Raw genomic sequence first — 19,356 nt, forward strand, 5'->3', positions numbered from 1 at the left:
GATGCGCCCCGTTCAGGTGGAAAGAAAGATCAGCCTTTGCCGACCGTCTTTTCCTTTTTCTCGGCGATTTCCTTGCAGTCGAAGCACAGGTCGGCGGTAGGGCGGGCCTCCAGGCGACGCAGGCCGATCTCGATGCCGCACGATTCGCACCAGCCGTACTCATCGGCCTTGATCTTCTCGAGGGTCTTGTCGATTTTCTTGATCAGCTTGCGTTCGCGATCGCGGTTGCGCAGCTCCAGGGCGAATTCTTCTTCCTGGCTGGCACGGTCGGCCGGGTCGGGGAAGTTGGCTGCTTCGTCCTTCATGTGATCCACAGTGCGGTCGACACTTTCCATCAAGTCTCGCTTCCAGGCGCCGAGAAGCTTGGTGAAGTGCTGTTTCATGGGCTCGCCCATGTACTCTTCACCCTTGGTTTCTACGTAGGGCTCGACACCGTACATGGTCTGGGCTTTTTGCTTTTCTACGGTGGACATGAATAGACCGCCTCTCACTCATCTGATCCAATGCGCAGGCTGCTCCATCTCCGGCACCCGCCGGCCCTGCGACTGCGAGCCGCCGAACTTACCAGATAGATCGGGGGTGCGCTACCCCGCCCGATCCTGGTAATTGACAGCGGCGCGAGCCGCACGTTCGGTGGCGTGCAGAGGTAGAATCTCCAGTTTAGACCCAATTGAGAGAAGGTCATGGCCCACCCCTACAGTGCGCGCAGCCGCGCCATCGAACCCTTCCACGTCATGGCGCTGCTGGCCCGGGCCAACGAGCTGCAGGCGGCCGGGCACGACGTGATCCACCTGGAAATCGGCGAGCCGGACTTCACCACGGCCGCGCCCATCGTTGCCGCCGGCCAGGCAGCATTGGCCGCCGGGCACACCCGCTACACCGCCGCACGCGGCCTGCCGGCACTGCGCGAAGCCATTGCCGGGTTCTATGGCCAGCGTTACGGCCTGAGTGTCGACCCTGAACGCATCCTCATCACCCCGGGTGGCTCCGGTGCGCTGCTGCTGGCCAGCAGCTTGCTGGTAGACCCAGGCAAGCACTGGCTGCTGGCCGACCCAGGCTACCCGTGCAACCGCCACTTCCTGCGCCTGGTCGAGGGCGGGGCGCAGCTGGTGCCGGTGGGCCCGGACGTGAATTACCAGCTGACTGCCGACCTTGTCGACCGCTACTGGGACAAGGACACGGTCGGGGCCCTGGTCGCCTCGCCGGCCAACCCGACCGGCACCGTGCTGGGGCGTGACGAGCTGGCCGGCCTGTCTCGCGCCACCCGCGAACGGCATGGCCACCTGGTGGTGGACGAGATCTACCACGGGCTGACCTATGGCATGGACGCACCCAGCGTGCTGGAAGTGGACGACTCGGCATTCGTCCTGAATAGTTTTTCCAAGTATTTCGGCATGACCGGTTGGCGCCTCGGCTGGCTGGTGGCGCCTCCTGGCGCGGTGGCCGACCTGGAGAAGCTGGCACAAAACCTGTACATCAGTGCGCCCAGCATGGCCCAGCATGCCGCGCTGGCGTGTTTCCAGACCGAGACCCTGGCCATTTTCGAGGAGCGCCGGGCCGAGTTCGCCCGCCGCCGCGACTACCTGTTGCCTGCCCTGCGCGAACTGGGCTTCCGCATTGCCGTCGAGCCGCAGGGGGCGTTCTACCTGTATGCCGACATCAGTGCCTTTGGCGGTGACGCGTTCGCCTTCTGCCGGCACTTCCTGGAGACCGAGCACCTGGCCTTCACCCCGGGCCTGGACTTCGGCCGTCACCTGGCCGGCCACCATGTGCGCTTTGCCTACACCCAGAGCCTGCCGCGCCTGGAAGAGGCGGTGCAACGGATTGCCCGCGGCCTGCGGAGCTGGCAAGGCTGATGCAGTTTCATCCCCCACTCGAACAGGGCCGCCTGCTGCGCCGCTACAAGCGCTTTCTGGCGGATATCGAACTGCCCGGCGGCGAACAGCTGACCATCCACTGCCCGAACACTGGTTCCATGCTCAACTGCATGCGAGAAGGCGGGCAGGTGTGGTTCAGCCGCTCCAACGACCCCAAGCGCAAGCTCCCGGGCACCTGGGAAATCAGCGAAACCCCGCAGGGGCGGCTGGCCTGTGTGAATACCGGGCGGGCCAATACGCTGGTCGAAGAGGCCCTGCGTGCCGGCATCATCGCCGAACTGGCCGGCTTCAGTGCTCTAAAGCGTGAAGTGGCCTACGGCGAGGAAAGCAGCCGCATCGACTTTCGCCTGGAATTCGACGGTGCCCCGGCCTATGTCGAGGTCAAGAGCGTGACCCTGGGCTACCCAGACAGCAGGGTCGCGGCCTTCCCTGATGCGGTGACCCAGCGCGGTGCCAAACACCTGCGCGAGCTGGCGAAGCTGGCCAGGCAGGGCGTGCGGGCGGTGCAGCTGTATTGCGTGAACCTGACCGGTATCGACGCGGTGCGCCCGGCCGAGGAAATCGATGCGGCCTATGCCCAGGCCCTGCGCGCGGCGGTGGCGGACGGGGTGGAGGTGCTGGCCTACGGCACGCGCCTGGACGCCGAAGGCATCGTCATCGACCGCCGCCTGCCGGTGCTGCTTACCCCTTGAACCAGATGCCCTGGCTGTCCTCGTGGCAGCCCAGGGCCTGCAGTTGCTCGCCTTCGCATGGCCCGGCCACGCATTCGCCGCTTTCGATCAGGAACAGCGCGCCATGATGGGCGCAGTGAATCAGGCTGGCGCTGTCATCGAGAAACGCATCTTCCGCCCAGTTCAGCGGGATGCTGCGGTGCGGGCAACGGTTGCGGTAGAGGTACACCTGGCCCTGGCGGCGTACGCCGAACAGTTCGATGCCGTCTACGCTGAAGGCGCGGCTTTGGCCTTCGGCCAGGCCGTGGGAGGTACAAAGGAAGTGCATGGCAAGGATGACTCGTGAAACAAGTGGTAGCTTGACGCTTCAATGCGAATAATTATCAAATTGCCCGCATTCGCTGCGCCCGGCTGCTTATGGTGCGCAGTTCCGTCGCCCGCCACAAGGCGCGCGTCCCGCCTGCAGAAGGAACCCGATGATGCGCCGTCCCGTCGCCCTGCTCGCCCTGTGCGCGAGCCTTGTGCTCTCCACCCAGGCCCCGGCGGCCGAGCTGCCGCAGCGTTGGGTCAGCGCTGGTGGTGCACTGAGCGAATGGATCAGCGCGCTGGGTGGTGAAGCGCGGTTGGTGGGGGTGGACACCACCAGCCAGCATCCGCCATCGCTGAAGTCGCTGCCCAGTGTCGGCTACCAGCGGCAGCTGTCTGCGGAAGGCATTCTCAGCCTGCGCCCGGATGTGCTGGTGGGCACCGAGGAAATGGGGCCGCCACCGGTATTGGCGCAAATCCGCAAGGCTGGCGTGCGGGTCGAACTGTTCTCCAGCAAGGCCGAACTGGCGGCGGTGGATGAAAACCTCAAGCACCTGGGGCAGTTGCTGGGCGCAGAGCAGCAGGCCGCGGTCTTGGCGTCGGGCTACCACCAGCAGCTCGATGCCTTGCAGGCCAAGGTCAGGCAGGCCCGGGCGGAGCAGAAGGCGCCAGGGGTGTTACTGCTGGTCGGGCATGCCGGGGCCAAGCCGCTGATCGCCGGGCAGGGTACTGCCGGTGACTGGCTGCTGAGCCAGGCAGGCGGGCGCAACCTGGCAGAACATCAGGGCTACAAGAATTTCTCCAGCGAAGCACTGGCGGCGCTGGACCCGGATGTGATCGTGTTTTCCGACCGGGCGCTGGCCGATGAGCGGGCCTTGCAGGCGTTGCTGAAAGAAAACCCCGCGCTGGCGGCCTCGCGCGCCGTGCGCGAGAAACGCCTGGTATCGCTTGACCCGACGCTGTTGGTCGGCGGGCTCGGGCCACGCCTGCCGGCAACACTGCAGTTGCTTGCGGCCACCTTCTACCCGGCTGCCAAGGCCAGCCTCGCCCAATGAAGCAACGTGTCCAGCCACGCACGCTGTTCGTTTGCCTGAGCCTGTTGTGCCTGCTGGCGGTGTGGTTGTCTTTGGCCCTGGGGCCGGTCAGCCTGCCGCTGTTCGATACCCTGCGTGCCGGCCTGCGCCTGCTGGGGCTGCCCGTTGCCGCTGATGGCCTGCAGCAGGCCGAGATGATCCTCGGCCAGATCCGCCTGCCACGCACCTTGCTGGGGTTGGCGGTGGGCGCGGTGCTGGCGTTGTCCGGTGTGGCCATGCAGGGGCTGTTCCGTAACCCACTGGCCGACCCCGGGCTGGTAGGGGTTGCCGCCGGGGCGGCGGTGGGCGCGGCGGTGGCCATCGTTGGCGGCAGTTGGCTGGGCGGCATGCCGGATGTGCTTGCCCCTTACTTGTTGTCGCTGTGTGCTTTCATCGGTGGGCTGGGCGTGACTGCGCTGGTCTATCGTCTGGGGCGGCGCAATGGCCAGACCAACGTCGCCACGATGCTGCTGGCCGGTGTGGCCATGACCGCGCTGGGTGGTGCTGCCGTGGGGTTGTTCTCCTACCTGGCCGACGACGCCACGCTGCGCACGCTGACGTTCTGGAACCTGGGCAGCCTCAATGGTGCCAGTTACCAGCGGCTGTGGCCGTTGCTGCTGGTGGCTGCTGGCGTGGCAGTGTGGCTGCCACGCCGGGCCAAGGCGTTGAATGCCATGCTGCTGGGTGAGTCGGAGGCGCGCCACCTGGGCATCGATGTGGAGCGGCTCAAGCGCGAGCTGGTGTTCTGCACGGCGCTGGGCGTGGGTGCGGCGGTGGCGGCTGCCGGGTTGATCGGTTTTATCGGCCTGGTGGTACCGCACCTGGTGCGCTTGCTGGCCGGGCCTGATCACCGTGTGGTGCTGCCAGCTTCCTTGTTGGCGGGCGGTGTGCTGATGCTGTTCGCCGATTTGGCGGCGCGGCTGCTGCTGGCGCCTGCCGAGCTGCCGATCGGCATCGTCACGGCCTTTATCGGTGCACCGTTTTTCCTGTTCCTGCTGATACGAGGGCGCAGCTGATGTTGCAAGCCGAGGGCCTGTACTTGCGGCGGGGCAGCAACGAAGTGCTGCATGACATTCATTTGCAGCTGAGCCCGGGGCAGGTGGTGGGCGTGCTCGGCCCCAACGGTGCCGGCAAGAGCAGCCTGCTGGGTGTACTGTGTGGTGAGCTGGCGCCCGATCGCGGATGGGTGACGCTACAGGGCAGGCCGCTGGCCAACTGGGCCGGGCAGGAACGGGCCAGGCGCCTGGCGGTGTTGCCGCAGGTGTCCAGCCTGGGGTTCTCGTTCCTGGTCGAGGAAGTGGTGGGCATGGGGCGCATGCCCCATGGCACCGGGCAGCGGCGCGATGCGGAAATCGTCGAAGCGGCCTTGCGGGCGGCGGATGCTTGGCACCTGGTGGAGCGCAGTTACCTGGCGTTGTCTGGCGGCGAGCGGCAACGGGTGCACCTGGCTCGGGTACTGGCGCAGCTGTGGCCGGGCGAAGCGGGTAGCACGCTGCTGCTCGACGAGCCAACCTCGATGCTCGACCCGCTGCACCAGCACACCACCCTGGAAGCCGTGCGCCGCTTTGCCGACCGTGGCGCCGCGGTGCTGGTGATCCTGCATGACCTGAACCTGGCGGCGCGCTACTGTGACCGTATCCTGCTGCTGGAACAGGGGCGCTGCCATGCCTTTGCCGCACCCGAAGCAGTGCTGACGCCGGCGGCGTTGAAGGCGGTATACGGGATCGATGTACTGGTACAGGCGCACCCGGAGCGTGGGCATCCGCTGATCATCACCCGTTGATGTGGGGATTCAAGACGCCGAGGCGTGCACGATTTTCGTGGGAGCGGCCTTGTGTCGCGAAAGGGCCGCAAAGCGGCCCCGGATTTTCAGCAGGTGATGCACAAATTGCTGGGGCTGCTCCGCAGCCCTTTCGCGACACAAGGCCGCTCCCACAAGAGCCGGTGCAGGCCTATACATTGTTGAATGACATGGAGGTGCTGCCCATGCGACATCCGCTGCTGTCCGCTTTCTCGCTGTGCCTGGTGCTGGTACTGGGTGGCTGCCAGGCCAGCCTGCCACCGCTGCCCGCCTGGCAGAGCAGTGAGGGGCGCAGCCATGCCGAGCTGGGGCATATCGTCGATCTCGCCGATGGCCAGCTGATCAGCCCTGAGCAACTGGTGCAGCGCCTGTCTGCCGCCCCCCGGGTGCTGGTCGGCGAGAAGCACGACAACCCCGACCATCACGCACTGCAGCTGTGGCTGCTGCGCGCCCTGCAAGGCCAACGTGTGCAGGGCAGCCTGCTGCTGGAAATGCTGCAGCCCGAGCAGCAACCGCTGCTGGACAAGCTTGCGGGGCAACCTTTGCCGGCAGACCTGTCCAAGGCCCTGGCATGGCAGGACGGCTGGGATTGGCAGCTGTACGGGCCAATCGTGACTGAGGCTTTGCAGCAGCGGGTGCCTGTGCTGGCCGCCAACCTCTCGCCCGGCGAGATGCGCCAGGCCTATCGACAGCCAGCTTCGTTACCGGGCGAAAGGTCCAATGCGCCGACGGTCAAGGCCGCCTTGCTGGAGCATGTGCGTGCCGGGCATTGCGGGATGCTGCCAGAAAGCCAGTTGCCGGCGATGCTGGCCGTGCAGCAGCAGCGCGACCGGCGCATGGCCGAGCGCTTGCTGGCGGCGCCGCAGCAGGCACTGCTGCTGGCCGGGGCTTATCACGTGCGCAAGGACCTGGGTGTACCGTTGCACCTGGCTGACCTGCAAGCGCAGGGGGAGAGCAAGGTGCTGCTGTTGGCAGAGGTCGGTGAGCAGGTCGAGGCAGGCGAGGCTGATTTTGTGTGGTACACGGCAGCGATGCCGGAGCAGGACTATTGCGCGCAACTGCGGTGATAGGGCTGCAAAGAGGCAAAAAAAGACCCGGCAAATTGCCGGGTCAATAACCGTGATTAGCCTGATGAGGAGATAATCTGAGAGTCCGAACCAGGGGCTCTTAGCTTATCCAACCAGTCTCGCGACCAGCTGTGATAATCATAACGATTCTCATTTCGTCGTCAATCCCCTTCCCGAAATTATTTCTGATTTTTTTGCGCGGGGCTTTTCGCATCCAGTTGTTGGTTGAGCGCTTCTTTGCGCTCCAGCGGCAAATCGTTCCAGTGCATGTCCAGCAGGGCGCCTTCAATGGCATACAACAGCACCTTCGATGCGCGGAACCCCCGTGTCTTCACGGCCTGGTACGCACCCACCGCGCCCAGGCGGCGCAGATCCGATGCACTGTGGATGCCGGCTGCATGCAGCCACTGCGCAGAGGTCTTGCCAAGGTTCTTCAGATGCTGCAATTCATCGTTCATCGAGCCTCCTTGCGATGGCTGAACGGGGATTGGGGGATAAATCGCGAGCAGGTCAGAGAGGAGTGTAGCGGGGGATGGGAAATGCGCGGCCTTTTGCCATAGGGGGCGACGAGATGTCCTGTGCCGGCCTCTTCGCGGGTAAACCCGCTCCCACAAGGTTATCTGCAAGCCTCACGACTGACGCAGTACCTGTGGGAGCGGGTTCACCCGCGAATAGGCCGGCCCAGGAAAACGCTGACCTTACAGCCCAGGCAAGCGCTGGCGAATCTGCTCGATCACCTGGTCCATGCTCCCGGCACTCTGGGTATCGACGCGGGTGCTTTGCACCTGCTCTTGTGCACTCAGCGGCTCACGGCTGGCCTGCTGGGCCTTGACCACTTCCAGGGTGGCATCTGACGGGTCGGTGTTTTCTGCCCGGCGCTGCTCCAGCCAGCTGGCGATGACCGCATCCGGTGCATGGCAGTCGAGGATCAGGAACGGCACGCCCGTCTCGCTGGCGATGTCCGCTGCGGCCTGGCGCTGATCACGTTTGAGGTAGGTGGCATCCAGCACCACCGGGAAGCCGGCTCGCAGCACGGTCGCCGCCACCTCGTGCAGGCGCTGGTAGGTCGCGACACTGGCGTCCTGGTCGTAGATGCCGGTACTCAGCTGGCCAGCGTCAGCCTGCTGCTGTTCGCCGAACAGGCGTTTGCGCTCCACATCCGAACGCACGCGGACCGCACCCAGGGCTTCGACCATGCGCATGGCGACGTGGCTTTTGCCCACTGCCGAAACACCGTGGGTAATGGCCAGCAGGCGCGACGGGATGGCGCTGTAGCTTTCTGCCAGGTTGGCATAGTTGCGGTAGGTGCGCAGGGTGGTGGCGCGCTGCACGCCATCGGCATCGGCTGGCATGCTGAACAGTGCAACCTTGGCCCGCACCAGCGCGCGGTAGGCTTTGTAGAAGTTGAGCAGTTCCAGGCCTTCGTAGTCGCCGGTCAGTTCCAGGTACTGGCTGATGAAGCGGCGGGCCAGGCATTTCAGGCCGCGGTCTTCCAGGTCCATGGCCAGGAAGCCGGTATCGGCATACACGTCGGTCAGGCGGAACGGTTCGTTGAACTCGATGCAGTCGAAGATCACCACCTTGCCGTCGATCAGGGTGGCGTTGCCCAGGTGGATGTCACCGTGGCATTCACGGATGAAACCATTGGCCTTGCGCTTTTCCAGCAGGCCATGCAAGCGCTCGAAGCTGCTGCGTGCCCAAGCCTGCAGGGCGTCGAGTTGCTGCAGGTCGGCCTTGTCGCTGAGGAACGGGCGAATCTGCTCGAAGTTCTGTTCCACCGGCGCCATCACGCTGTCCGGCGTGCCGAGCGGGTGCTCCACCGGAACGCGTGGGGCCTGCAGGTGGAACTCGGCGATCTGCCGGGCCATCTGGTCGATGTGCGCGGCGTTCAGTTCGCCATTGGCCTGCAGGGTGTTGAGCATCTGCCCCTGGGGGAACTGGCGCATCTTCAGCACGTACTCGATGGCTTCGCCTTCACCACCGATCTGCGGCGCGTCGACGCTACCGGTGATCGGCAACACTTCCAGGTACAGGCCGTCGGTCAGGCGCTGGTTCAGGCGCAATTCTTCGTTACAGAAATGCTGGCGCTGGTCCAGGCCGGTGAAGTCGAGGAAGCCGAAGTTCATCGGCTTCTTGATCTTGTAGGCATACTCGCCAGTGAGCAGGACCCAGGAGATATGCGTCTCGATGAGCTGGAACCCATCCACGGGGTGAGGGTACAGGGCGGGGTTCTGCAACGCAGTGATAAGGGCTTGGCTCACGGGAAATCCTTCCGGGGGCAGGGAATTCGAATGCGCCATTATGGTCAATGGTGCCGTCCCTGCCTACCGCCGGGGGCGTCTGCCCAGCCTTTATAAAGTGCGTATAATCCGCCGCCATGACCCGAACCCGAAATCCCCGTACCCCTCAGAAACGCCCGACCGGCCGCTCCCGCGCCTGGCTGGGCTGGGCTTTGAAGCTCAGCCTGGTCGGCCTGGTGATCGTTGCCGGCTTCGCGGTTTACCTCGATGCTGTCGTCCAGGAAAAGTTTTCCGGCAAGCGCTGGACCATCCCGGCCAAGGTGTATGCCCGGCCGCTGGAGCTGTTCTCCGGCCAGAAGCTGAGCAAGAACGACTTCCTCACCGAGCTGGACGCGCTCGGCTACCGGCGTGAAAGCGCGGCCAACGGCCCGGGCGCGGCGGCAGTCAACGGCAACACCGTCGAGCTCAATACCCGCGGCTTCCAGTTTTACGAGGGCATGGAGCCGGCGCAGTTCGTGCGTGTGCGCTTCTCCGGCGATTACGTGGCGGGCCTTTCCGGCGCCAACGGCAAGACGCTCGACGTAGTGCGCCTGGAGCCGCTGATGATCGGTGGCATATACCCGAAAAACCTCGAAGACCGCATCCTGATCAAGATCGACCAGGTACCGCCGTACCTGCTCGAAACCCTGGTGGCGACGGAAGACCGCGATTTCTACAGCCACTTCGGGGTGTCGCCCAAGTCCATCGCCCGGGCCATGTGGGTCAACACCTCGGCAGGTTCCATGCGCCAGGGTGGCAGTACCCTGACCCAGCAGCTGGTGAAGAATTTCTACCTCACCAGCGAGCGCAGCCTCAGCCGCAAGCTGACCGAGGCGATGATGGCCGTACTGCTGGAGCTGCACTACGACAAGCGCGAGATCCTCGAGGCCTACCTCAACGAGGTGTTCGTCGGCCAGGATGGCCAGCGTGCGGTGCACGGCTTCGGCCTCGCCAGCCAGTTCTTCTTCAGCCAACCGCTGTCGGAGCTGAAACTGCACCAGATCGCCTTGCTGGTGGGCATGGTCAAGGGGCCGTCCTACTACAACCCGCGTCGCTATCCGGACCGCGCCCTGGCCCGCCGCAACCTGGTGCTCGACCTGGTGGCCGAGCAGGGCGTGGCCAGCCAGGCCGAAGTCGATGCAGCGAAGAAGATGCCGCTGGGCGTGACCAAGCGCGGCAGCCTGGCCGACAGCTCGTTCCCGGCATTCCTCGACCTGGTCAAGCGCCAGCTGCGCCAGGACTACCGCGATGAAGACTTGACCGAAGAAGGCCTGCGCATCTTCACCAGCTTCGACCCGATCCTGCAGATGAAGGCCGAAACCTCGATGAGCGAGACCTTCAAGCGCCTGGCAGGCCGCAAGGGGGCGGACGAGGTGGAGTCAGCGATGGTCGTGACCAACCCGGAAACCGGTGAAGTGCAGGCGCTGATCGGCAGCCGTCAGGCCGGTTTCGCCGGCTTCAACCGCGCCATCGATGCCGTGCGGCCGATCGGCTCGCTGGTCAAGCCGGCGGTTTACCTGACCGCGCTGGAGCAACCGACCAGGTACACCCTGACCAGCCTGGTTCAGGACGAGCCGTTCTCGGTCAAAGGTGCCGACGGCCAGGTCTGGCGCCCGCAAAACTACGACCGCCGCCCGCATGGCACCATCTACCTGTACCAGGGGCTGGCCAACTCCTACAACCTGTCGACTGCCAAGATCGGCCTGGATGTGGGCGTGCCCAACGTGATCAAGACCATTGGCAGGCTGGGTGTGAATGTCGACTGGCCAGCCTTCCCGGCCATGCTGCTGGGTGCCGGCGGCATGTCGCCGATGCAGGTCGCGACCATGTACCAGACCATCGCCAACGGCGGCTTCAACACCCCGATGCGCGGTATCCGCAGCGTGCTCACCGCCGAGGGCGAGCCGCTCAAGCGCTACCCGTTCCAGATCCAGCAAACCTTCGACCCGGGGGCCATCTACCTGGTGCAGAACGCCATGCAGCGGGTGATGCGCGAAGGCACCGGCCGCTCGGTGTACAACACTTTGCCGCGCAATCTCACCCTGGCGGGCAAGACCGGTACCAGTAACGATTCGCGCGACAGCTGGTTCTCCGGTTTCAGCCAGGACCTGCTGGCCGTGGTATGGATGGGCCGTGACGATAACGGCAAGACGCCATTTACCGGTGCCACAGGTGCCCTGCAGGTGTGGACCAGCTTCATGAAGAAGGCCGACCCGCTGCCGCTGGACATGCCGCAACCGGACAACGTGGTGCAGGCCTGGATCGACCCGTACAGTGGCCATGGGTCTGATGGCAGCTGTCCGGGAGCGGTGCAGATGCCGTATATTCGCGGCAGTGAACCGCCCGCCGGCGCGACCTGTGGCGGCGAGCAGGATCCAGTTGAATCGGTCATGGACTGGGTCAAGGGCTGGATGAATTAAGCACAGGCTGCATTGATGAGGTGTGACGTGAACAAGTGGCTGTTTCCTGCCGTGACGGCGCTGGCTGTGCTCCAGGGGTGCGCCAGCGTCCCGCGCGGCAATATTCCGGTGGTCGACTCGAGCACCCGCGTGTCCAACAGCGAACGCGTGACGGCCAACCGCTCTGCGGGTGGCTACAACGCGGGCACCGCGCAGGCGCAAACGCTGCCTGAAGACTCCGGCGTCACCGTGATGATCCCGCAGGGCGCTGGCGCTTCGGGCATCCAGACGTTCCCGGCGGCCAATGGCGCGGCGCCGATCAGCACCTCGCCGATTACCCCGGGGCCAATCACCCCGGGCCCGATTACCACAGGGCCGGTCACTTCTGCACCGATGACCACCAACCCCAACCCGATCGCCGACGAACCCTTCGACATCGCGGCGATGAACAGTGCCCCGCAAACCACCAGCGCGCCAACCGGTATCCCGCGTAGCAGTGCCGCTGCAGGTGGCCTGTCGGCCGACGAGCAGCTGGACGGCCCGGTGCTGGCGCTGCTGACCACCGCGAAGACCCAGCAGGGCAGTGGCGACTTCAACGGTGCCGCCTCGAGCCTGGAGCGTGCCCAGCGCATTGCCCCGCGCGAGCCGCAGGTGCTGTACCGCCTGGCCCAGGTGCGCCTGTCGCAAGGTGATGCACCGCAGGCCGAGCAACTGGCGCGTCGTGCCCTGACTTACGCCAATGGCCGCCCGAGCCTGCAGGCCGAGCTGTGGAACACCATCGCCCAGGCCCGCGAGAAGCAGGGTGATAACGCCGGCGCCGCACTGGCCCGGCAGAAGGCACGGGTCAATTCGTGATGATCGAACAGCGCATTCTGGATATTGCCGACCACCTGCTGCTGATCGAGCGTGAGCTGCAGGTGCAAGGCTGGTGGGATGACGAGCCGCCAAGCGACGAGGCACTGGCCAGTACGGTGCCTTTCGCTGTCGATACCCTCAGTTTCGAGCAGTGGCTGCAATGGATCTTCCTGCCGCGCATGAAGATCATCATCGAGCTGGGCCACCCGTTGCCCAACGCCTCCGGCATCCTGGTCATGGCCGAAACCGTGTTTACCGACCGGCCAGAGCAAAGTCGTGAGCTACGCCGCCTGTTGGCAGCATTTGACCAATTGATTGCTCCTTCCGCCTGATTTCTTCAGTTTTTCCTTCAAGGGCCGCAGATTGTGGCCCTTTTTTGTGGAAATCTTATTTATTCTGCTGCTGAAGCGATTTTTAGTGGTGGCAGGAATTCATCTTGGGGAAAAATTGGCAATAATTTTTCTTGACTTGTTGGCGCCGAATCAGAAGAATCCAATCTCCGCTGTAGAGGGACTGCCAGAAGCAGACCCGCTAAGCAGATCATGAGGCGCACACCCGCGCCGACCTGTTACACCCCGCAACGCGTTACCTCGCGCTGGGTGGGAAAACCCCGCAACACTCTGGGGCGCTCCCAATACTTGCTCAGTCAGTGCTGACGTTCGCTCATGCTCTGCTTGGCAGTAAACCTATTAAGACCCGTCCAGTGAGGACGGTATTCTGGCGTTTTAGAGGTGAACAACGTGGAGCTTTTATCTGGCGCTGAGATGGTCGTCCGCTTTTTGCGTGACGAAGGCGTTAAGCACATCTACGGGTACCCTGGTGGTGCTCTCCTGCATGTTTACGACGCGCTGTTCAAGGAACCGGAAGTCGAGCACATCCTGGTTCGTCATGAGCAGGCAGCTACCCATATGGCGGACGGTTACGCCCGCGCCACCGGCAAGGCCGGCGTGGTGCTGGTAACCTCCGGCCCGGGCGCGACCAATGCCATTACCGGTATTGCCACCGCCTACATGGACTCGATTCCGATGGTCATCCTGTCCGGCCAGGTGCCTAGCACCATGGTGGGTACCGATGCCTTCCAGGAAACCGACATGATCGGTATTTCGCGGCCGATCGTGAAGCACAGCTTCATGATCAAACATGCCAGCGAAATCCCCGAAGTTCTGAAAAAAGCATTCTACCTGGCGCAATCCGGTCGCCCAGGTCCGGTCGTGGTCGACATTCCAAAAGATATGACCAACCCGGCCGAGAAGTTCGAATACGTCTACCCGAAAAAGGTCAAGCTGCGCTCCTACAGCCCGGCGGTACGCGGCCACTCCGGCCAGATCCGCAAGGCTGCCGAGATGCTGCTGGCGGCCAAGCGCCCGATCGTCTACTCCGGTGGCGGCGTGATCCTCGGTGGTGGCTCCGAAGCCCTGACCGAAATCGCCAAGTCGCTGAACCTGCCGGTCACCAATACCCTGATGGGTCTGGGTGGCTTCCCGGGTACCGACCGTCAGTTCCTCGGCATGCTCGGCATGCACGGCAGCTTCACTGCCAACATGGCCATGCACCATGCCGACGTCATCTTCGCCGTCGGTGCCCGTTTTGACGACCGCGTGGTCAACGGCCCGGCCAAGTTCTGCCCGAACGCCAAGATCATCCATATCGACATCGATCCGGCGTCGATCTCCAAGATGATCAAGGCCGACGTGCCGATCGTCGGCCCGGTCGACAGCGTGCTCAGCGAAATGCTCGGCATCCTCAAGGAAATTGGCGAGCAGCCTGACAAGGCGGCGCTGGATGCCTGGTGGAAGCAGATCGACGAATGGCGTGGCAATGGCGAGCTGTTCCCTTACGACAAGGGTGACGGCAATGTCATCAAACCGCAGAAAGTCATCGAGACCCTGTGCGAAGTGACCAATGGCGATGCCTTCGTCACCTCAGACGTGGGCCAGCACCAGATGTTCGCGGCGCAGTACTACCGCTTCAACAAGCCGAACCGCTGGATCAACTCCGGTGGCCTGGGCACCATGGGCTTCGGCTTCCCGGCTGCGATGGGCGTCAAGCTCAACTTCCCGGACCAGGACGTGGCCTGCGTGACCGGCGAAGGCAGCATCCAGATGAACATCCAGGAGCTGTCCACCTGCATGCAGTACGGCCTGCCGGTGAAGATCGTCAACCTGAACAACGGTGTGTTGGGCATGGTCCGCCAGTGGCAGGACATGGCCTACAACGGTCGTCACTCGCACTCGTACGTCGAGTCGCTGCCTGACTTCATCAAGCTGGCCGAGGCCTATGGCCATGTGGGTATCCGCATCACCAGCCTGAAGGACCTCAAGCCGAAGCTGGAAGAAGCGTTTGCGATGAAGGACCGCCTGGTGTTCATCGACATCGCAGTTGACCGCAGTGAGCACGTCTATCCGATGCAGATCAAGGATGGCTCGATGCGTGACATGTGGCTGAGCAAGACGGAGCGTACCTGATATGCGGCACATCATCTCCCTGCTGCTGGAAAACGAACCAGGTGCGTTGTCCCGCGTGGTCGGCCTGTTCTCCCAGCGTAACTACAACATTGAAAGCCTGACCGTGGCGCCGACCGAAGACCCGACCCTGTCGCGTCTGACGCTGACCACCGTTGGCCATGACGAAGTGATCGAACAGATCACCAAGAACCTGAACAAGCTGGTCGAAGTGGTCAAGCTCGTCGACCTGTCGGAAAGCGCTCACATCGAGCGTGAACTGATGCTGGTCAAGGTCAAGGCCACCGGTGCCCAGCGCGCCGAGATCAAGCGCACCACGGATATCTTCCGTGGCCAGATCGTCGATGTGACCGCCAGCGTGTACACCGTGCAGCTGAGCGGCACCAGCGACAAACTGGACAGCTTCATCCAGGCGATCGGCACTGCATCGATTCTCGAAACCGTGCGCAGCGGCGTTACCGGCATTGCCCGTGGCGACAAAGTGCTCAGCATCTAAATTCAAAAATTAGCGATGGCTCCGCAGGGGCCGAGATATAACCAGGGGTATTTTCATGAAAGTTTTCTACGATAAAGACTGCGACCTTTCCATCATCCAGGGTAAGAAAGTCGCCATCATCGGTTACGGTTCCCAGGGCCACGCTCAGGCGTGCAACCTGAAGGACTCCGGTGTAGATGTCACCATCGGTCTGCGTAAAGGTTCGGCCACCGTTGCCAAGGCAGAAGCCCATGGCCTGAAAGTGACCGACGTTGCCTCTGCCGTCGCTGCTGCCGACCTGGTCATGATCCTGACCCCGGACGAGTTCCAGGGCCAACTGTACAAGCAGGAAATCGAGCCGAACATCAAGAAGGGCGCTACCCTGGCCTTCTCCCATGGCTTCTCGATCCACTACAACCAGGTTGTTCCACGTGCCGACCTCGACGTGATCATGATCGCGCCGAAGGCCCCGGGCCACACCGTTCGCTCCGAGTTCGTCAAGGGCGGCGGTATCCCTGACCTGATCGCCATCTACCAGGACGCCTCCGGCAACGCCAAGAATGTTGCCCTGTCGTACGCTTCGGGCGTAGGCGGCGGCCGTACCGGCATCATCGAAACCACCTTCAAGGACGAGACCGAAACCGACCTGTTCGGTGAGCAGGCTGTTCTGTGCGGCGGTACCGTAGAGCTGGTCAAGGCCGGTTTCGAAACCCTGGTCGAAGCTGGCTACGCGCCGGAAATGGCCTACTTCGAGTGCCTGCACGAACTGAAGCTGATCGTTGACCTCATGTACGAAGGCGGCATCGCCAACATGAACTACTCGATCTCCAACAACGCCGAGTACGGTGAGTACGTAACCGGTCCGGAAGTCATCAACGAAGAATCCCGCAAGGCCATGCGCAACGCCCTGAAGCGCATCCAGGACGGCGAGTACGCGAAGATGTTCATCTCCGAAGGTGCTACCAACTACCCATCGATGACCGCCAAGCGCCGCAACAACGCCGCTCACGGCATCGAAATCATCGGCGAGCAACTGCGCTCGATGATGCCGTGGATCTCGGCTAACAAAATCGTCGACAAGACCAAGAACTAAGTCTTATCGAAAGATGAAAAACGCGGCTTCGGCCGCGTTTTTTCGTTCTGACAGTCAGCTTCTGGTATAAAGCAGACCAGTGGCCTGCCGTCAGAACCTGTTTTGCAGGCCCGTGTCGAACATTTTCCATCCTGTTGCAAGGTACCCTCCATGAGCGAACGTCCCGAAGAGCCGAACAAGCCCTCCGACGCCGAAAGCCTGCTACCTGTCGATGAGCACGTTGAAGAAGGGCATGACGCCGAAGGGCGCAAGGTGCGCCATCGTGGCATCTACCTGCTGCCCAACCTGTTTACCACCGCCAACCTGTTTGCCGGTTTCTATTCCATCATCAGCTCGATGAGCGCGCAGAGCGCCCTGAGCGCCGGTGACCCGCGCGAGGCGAGCAAGTACTTTGCCTTCGCTGCCATCGCCATCTTCGTGGCCATGGTGCTCGACGGCCTCGATGGCCGTGTCGCGCGCATGACCAACACCCAGAGCGCCTTTGGTGCCGAGTACGACTCGCTGTCGGACATGGTCGCCTTCGGTGTGGCTCCGGCCTTGCTGGCCTTTGGCTGGGCGCTGGGCGACATGGGCAAGGTCGGCTGGATGGTCGCCTTCATCTATGTGGCTGGTGCAGCACTGCGCCTGGCGCGCTTCAATACCCAGGTCGGCACCGCCGACAAACGCTACTTCATCGGCCTGGCCAGCCCGGCTGCCGCGGGCGTGGTCGCGGGTACCGTGTGGGCGTTCAGCGACTACGGCATCCAGGGCTCCAAGCTGTCGTTCCTGGTGGCGCTGCTGGTGGCTGCTGCCGGCATGCTGATGGTCAGCAACATCAAGTACAACAGCTTCAAGGAGCTGGACCTCAAGGGCCGTGTACCGTTCGTGGCTATCCTGGCCGTGGTGCTGGTGTTTGCCGTGGTGTTCAGTGACCCGCCGCGTATCTTGCTGCTGATCTTCCTCGCCTATGCGGCTTCGGGGCCGATCCAGTTCCTGCTCAAGGCACGCCGTCGTAAAGCGTGACAATCATTTAATGCAGGAATAACCCGCCGGCTCCATAGTCTTACTGGTACATCCGTTATCCAGTGCTGTGGAGCCGCTCATGCTCATCAAGCTTCCCAGGTCTTCCGAGTGCAAGGCGTCGGAGATCACCCCCGAAGGCATCTACCTCTCCCGTCGTACCCTGCTGGGTGGCTCGTTGGCCGGCCTGGCCTTGGGTGCCTTGCCGAGCATGGCGCGCGCAGTTGAAGCCAGCCGTTACGCCGATGTCGAGGCGGGCAGGGCGCCTGGCTGGTTCAGTGAAAAGCTCGCGGCCACTCGATGGCAGGCAGTAACGGTCAAGGGTGAGGCAATCACGCCGTTCAAGGATGCCACTCACTACAACAACTTCTACGAGTTCGGGCCCGACAAGGGTGACCCGGCGGCCAATGGCGACAGCCTGAAAACCGAACCGTGGAGCGTTGTGGTCGATGGCGAAGTGGGTAAGCCCGGGCGCTATGCACTGGAAGACTTCGTCAAGCCGTACCAGCTTGAGGAGCGCATCTACCGGCTGCGTTGCGTCGAGGCGTGGTCGATGGTCATTCCGTGGCTGGGCTTCCCGCTGGCGCAGGTGCTCAAGCAGGTCGAGCCGACGTCCAAGGCGCGCTATGTGCGCTTCGAAACCCTGAAAGACCCGGAGCACATGTCGGGGCAGCGTTCGGGGTTCGCCTTGATCGACTGGCCTTATAGAGAAGGCTTGCGTCTGGATGAGGCGATGCATCCTTTGGCGATCCTGGCGGTCGGCATGTATGGCCGGGAGCTGCCCAACCAGAATGGCGCGCCGTTGCGGCTGGTGGTGCCGTGGAAGTATGGCTTCAAGAGCATCAAGTCGATCGTGCGTATCAGCCTGGTGGCCGAGCAACCGGGCACCACCTGGGAAGGGCTGGCGCCGGATGAGTATGGGTTCTATGCCAATGTGAACCCGACGGTCGACCACCCCCGTTGGAGCCAGGCGCGTGAGCGGCGGCTGCCCAGCGGTCTGTTCAGTCCCAATGTGCGGGAAACCCAGATGTTCAATGGCTATGCCGATGAAGTGGCGTCGCTGTATACCGGGCTTGATCTGCGGAAGAACTATTGATGCGTTACCCCTGGTTTCGTCTGGCCATCTTCATCGTGGGGTGCCTGTTCCCGGTCTGGTGGTTGTATGAGGCGGCGATGAATCTGCTAGGGCCTGACCCTGGAAAGATCATGATGGACCGGCTTGGGCTCGGGGCGCTGACCTTCCTGCTGGTTACCTTGGGTATGACGCCGCTGCAGAAGCTGACGGGATGGTCGGGCTGGATCGTGGTGCGCCGGCAACTGGGGTTGTGGGTGTTTGCCTATATCGTGCTGCACATCCTGGCTTACCTGTTCTTTATCCTTGGGCTGGACTGGGGGCAGCTGGCGGTTGAGTTGCGCAAGCGGCCCTACATTATTGTGGGTGCGTTTGGGTTTCTTGGGCTGCTGGCCCTGGCGGTTACCTCGAATCGGTATAGCCAGCGGCGGTTGGGTGCGCGTTGGAAGAAGCTGCACCGGTTGGTGTACGTGATACTTGGGTTGGGTTTGCTGCATTTTCTTTGGATCGTGCGTTCGGATCTGCGGGAGTGGGCGATTTATGCGGTTATCGGGGCTGTGTTGATGGTGTTGCGGGTTCCTGCTGTTGCGCGGGTGCTGCCCAGGATTGGCCGGAGATAGGGTAGGGGGCAAGGGCCTGTCTTGAGATGGCATTGCCTTTGAAATGTGCCTGCCTTGAGTTTTCTGGCGCCTGTGAGATCGAGCGCCGCCCGCGCGGCGCTTCGCAGCACAAGGCTGCTCCTACATCTGTTTCGGGCCAGTCTCTCCTGTGCCTGGCGCGCGCGACCGCCTTGTCTGTTCCATTCAATATCGAAGGTTGCGCCTGCTGCTCTTCATCAATCTCCTGCCATGCACCCAGGGTGCGCGCGCCAATGGCGCAGGAATAATTGGCCCGAAACAGATGTAGGAGCAGCCTTGTGCTGCGAAG

19 protein-coding genes are annotated in these 19,356 nt (G+C 63.1%); 15 read left to right on the forward strand and 4 right to left on the reverse strand.

Annotated features, from left to right (window positions below):
- Positions 1 to 29: 29 nt before the first annotated feature.
- A complete protein-coding gene (dksA, locus tag ABIB24_RS21660; protein WP_046613112.1) occupies positions 30 to 473 on the reverse strand; it encodes an RNA polymerase-binding protein DksA in 444 nt (147 codons plus the stop codon).
- 210 nt (positions 474 to 683) lie between these two features.
- On the opposite strand from dksA, the gene ABIB24_RS21665 reads away from it, so the two are divergent.
- Both ABIB24_RS21665 and sfsA read left to right on the forward strand, forming a co-directional pair.
- Entirely contained in the window at positions 684 to 1,856 is a 1,173-nt protein-coding gene (locus tag ABIB24_RS21665) for a pyridoxal phosphate-dependent aminotransferase (protein WP_354317178.1), read from the forward strand.
- Positions 1,856 to 2,569 (forward strand): DNA/RNA nuclease SfsA, encoded by a 714-nt coding sequence (sfsA, locus tag ABIB24_RS21670; protein ID WP_354317180.1) that lies wholly within the window; start codon positions 1,856 to 1,858, stop codon positions 2,567 to 2,569. The genes ABIB24_RS21665 and sfsA overlap by 1 nt, the downstream gene beginning before the upstream one ends.
- On the opposite strand, the gene ABIB24_RS21675 is transcribed toward sfsA, so the two are convergent.
- A complete protein-coding gene (locus ABIB24_RS21675; protein ID WP_025340682.1) occupies positions 2,559 to 2,876 on the reverse strand; it encodes a Rieske (2Fe-2S) protein in 318 nt (105 codons plus the stop codon). The genes sfsA and ABIB24_RS21675 overlap by 11 nt on opposite strands.
- 148 nt (positions 2,877 to 3,024) lie before the next feature.
- On the opposite strand from ABIB24_RS21675, the gene ABIB24_RS21680 reads away from it, so the two are divergent.
- The 4 genes from ABIB24_RS21680 to ABIB24_RS21695 all read left to right on the forward strand — a co-directional run bounded on the left by ABIB24_RS21680 (position 3,025) and on the right by ABIB24_RS21695 (position 6,795).
- The gene (locus tag ABIB24_RS21680; RefSeq protein ID WP_354317182.1) at positions 3,025 to 3,909 is read left to right on the forward strand and encodes a heme/hemin ABC transporter substrate-binding protein; all 885 of its coding nucleotides are present in this window, start codon (positions 3,025 to 3,027) and stop codon (positions 3,907 to 3,909) included.
- A gap of 50 nt (positions 3,910 to 3,959) precedes the next feature.
- Positions 3,960 to 4,943 carry a FecCD family ABC transporter permease gene (locus ABIB24_RS21685; RefSeq protein WP_286918123.1) on the forward strand — a complete coding sequence of 328 codons (984 nt, stop codon included), beginning with the start codon at positions 3,960 to 3,962 and terminating at the stop codon, positions 4,941 to 4,943.
- On the forward strand, positions 4,943 to 5,710 hold the full coding sequence (locus tag ABIB24_RS21690) for a heme ABC transporter ATP-binding protein (RefSeq protein ID WP_354317184.1): 768 nt from the start codon (positions 4,943 to 4,945) through the stop codon (positions 5,708 to 5,710). Before ABIB24_RS21685 ends, ABIB24_RS21690 begins: the two co-directional genes overlap by 1 nt.
- A gap of 203 nt (positions 5,711 to 5,913) precedes the next feature.
- Complete coding sequence (locus ABIB24_RS21695; protein ID WP_354317186.1) at positions 5,914 to 6,795, forward strand: ChaN family lipoprotein; 882 nt, start codon at positions 5,914 to 5,916, stop codon at positions 6,793 to 6,795.
- Positions 6,796 to 6,974: 179 nt separating this feature from the next.
- Here ABIB24_RS21695 and ABIB24_RS21700 read toward each other — a convergent pair whose 3' ends face one another.
- Together ABIB24_RS21700 and ABIB24_RS21705 are read right to left on the reverse strand one after the other, a co-directional pair.
- Complete coding sequence (locus ABIB24_RS21700) at positions 6,975 to 7,253, reverse strand: TfoX/Sxy family protein (protein WP_013974260.1); 279 nt, start codon at positions 7,251 to 7,253, stop codon at positions 6,975 to 6,977.
- Between the two features lie 240 nt (positions 7,254 to 7,493).
- Positions 7,494 to 9,056 (reverse strand): bifunctional aminoglycoside phosphotransferase/ATP-binding protein, encoded by a 1,563-nt coding sequence (locus ABIB24_RS21705; protein ID WP_354317189.1) that lies wholly within the window; start codon positions 9,054 to 9,056, stop codon positions 7,494 to 7,496.
- Positions 9,057 to 9,172: 116 nt separating this feature from the next.
- Between ABIB24_RS21705 and mrcB the strand changes: the two genes are divergently transcribed.
- The 9 genes from mrcB (at position 9,173) to msrQ (ending at position 19,049) form a co-directional block, all read left to right on the forward strand.
- Positions 9,173 to 11,494, forward strand: a complete 2,322-nt coding sequence (mrcB, locus tag ABIB24_RS21710; RefSeq protein ID WP_085591736.1) for a penicillin-binding protein 1B — start codon at positions 9,173 to 9,175, stop codon at positions 11,492 to 11,494.
- Between the two features lie 15 nt (positions 11,495 to 11,509).
- Positions 11,510 to 12,328 carry a tetratricopeptide repeat protein gene (locus ABIB24_RS21715; protein WP_038408278.1) on the forward strand — a complete coding sequence of 273 codons (819 nt, stop codon included), beginning with the start codon at positions 11,510 to 11,512 and terminating at the stop codon, positions 12,326 to 12,328.
- Complete coding sequence (locus tag ABIB24_RS21720) at positions 12,328 to 12,660, forward strand: YqcC family protein (RefSeq protein ID WP_025340674.1); 333 nt, start codon at positions 12,328 to 12,330, stop codon at positions 12,658 to 12,660. Before ABIB24_RS21715 ends, ABIB24_RS21720 begins: the two co-directional genes overlap by 1 nt.
- A 408-nt stretch (positions 12,661 to 13,068) precedes the next feature.
- On the forward strand, positions 13,069 to 14,793 hold the full coding sequence (locus ABIB24_RS21725; RefSeq protein WP_015271834.1) for an acetolactate synthase 3 large subunit: 1,725 nt from the start codon (positions 13,069 to 13,071) through the stop codon (positions 14,791 to 14,793).
- Position 14,794: 1 nt separating this feature from the next.
- Positions 14,795 to 15,286, forward strand: coding sequence for an acetolactate synthase small subunit (gene ilvN, locus ABIB24_RS21730; RefSeq protein ID WP_003250040.1), 492 nt, complete (start codon positions 14,795 to 14,797; stop codon positions 15,284 to 15,286).
- 55 nt (positions 15,287 to 15,341) lie between these two features.
- A complete protein-coding gene (ilvC, locus tag ABIB24_RS21735) occupies positions 15,342 to 16,358 on the forward strand; it encodes a ketol-acid reductoisomerase (RefSeq protein ID WP_013974255.1) in 1,017 nt (338 codons plus the stop codon).
- A 150-nt stretch (positions 16,359 to 16,508) separates the two neighbouring features.
- Positions 16,509 to 17,360 carry a CDP-diacylglycerol--serine O-phosphatidyltransferase gene (gene pssA, locus ABIB24_RS21740; protein WP_003250045.1) on the forward strand — a complete coding sequence of 284 codons (852 nt, stop codon included), beginning with the start codon at positions 16,509 to 16,511 and terminating at the stop codon, positions 17,358 to 17,360.
- 79 nt (positions 17,361 to 17,439) lie between these two features.
- Positions 17,440 to 18,453: a protein-methionine-sulfoxide reductase catalytic subunit MsrP gene (gene msrP / locus ABIB24_RS21745; protein ID WP_274078636.1), complete on the forward strand. Its 1,014-nt coding sequence runs from the start codon at positions 17,440 to 17,442 to the stop codon at positions 18,451 to 18,453.
- Complete coding sequence (gene msrQ, locus ABIB24_RS21750) at positions 18,453 to 19,049, forward strand: protein-methionine-sulfoxide reductase heme-binding subunit MsrQ (protein ID WP_274078637.1); 597 nt, start codon at positions 18,453 to 18,455, stop codon at positions 19,047 to 19,049. The genes msrP and msrQ overlap by 1 nt, the downstream gene beginning before the upstream one ends.
- Positions 19,050 to 19,356 lie beyond the last annotated feature (307 nt).

The organism is Pseudomonas sp. UYEF17, from assembly GCF_040546125.1.
GTDB lineage: Bacteria > Pseudomonadota > Gammaproteobacteria > Pseudomonadales > Pseudomonadaceae > Aquipseudomonas > Aquipseudomonas putida_Z.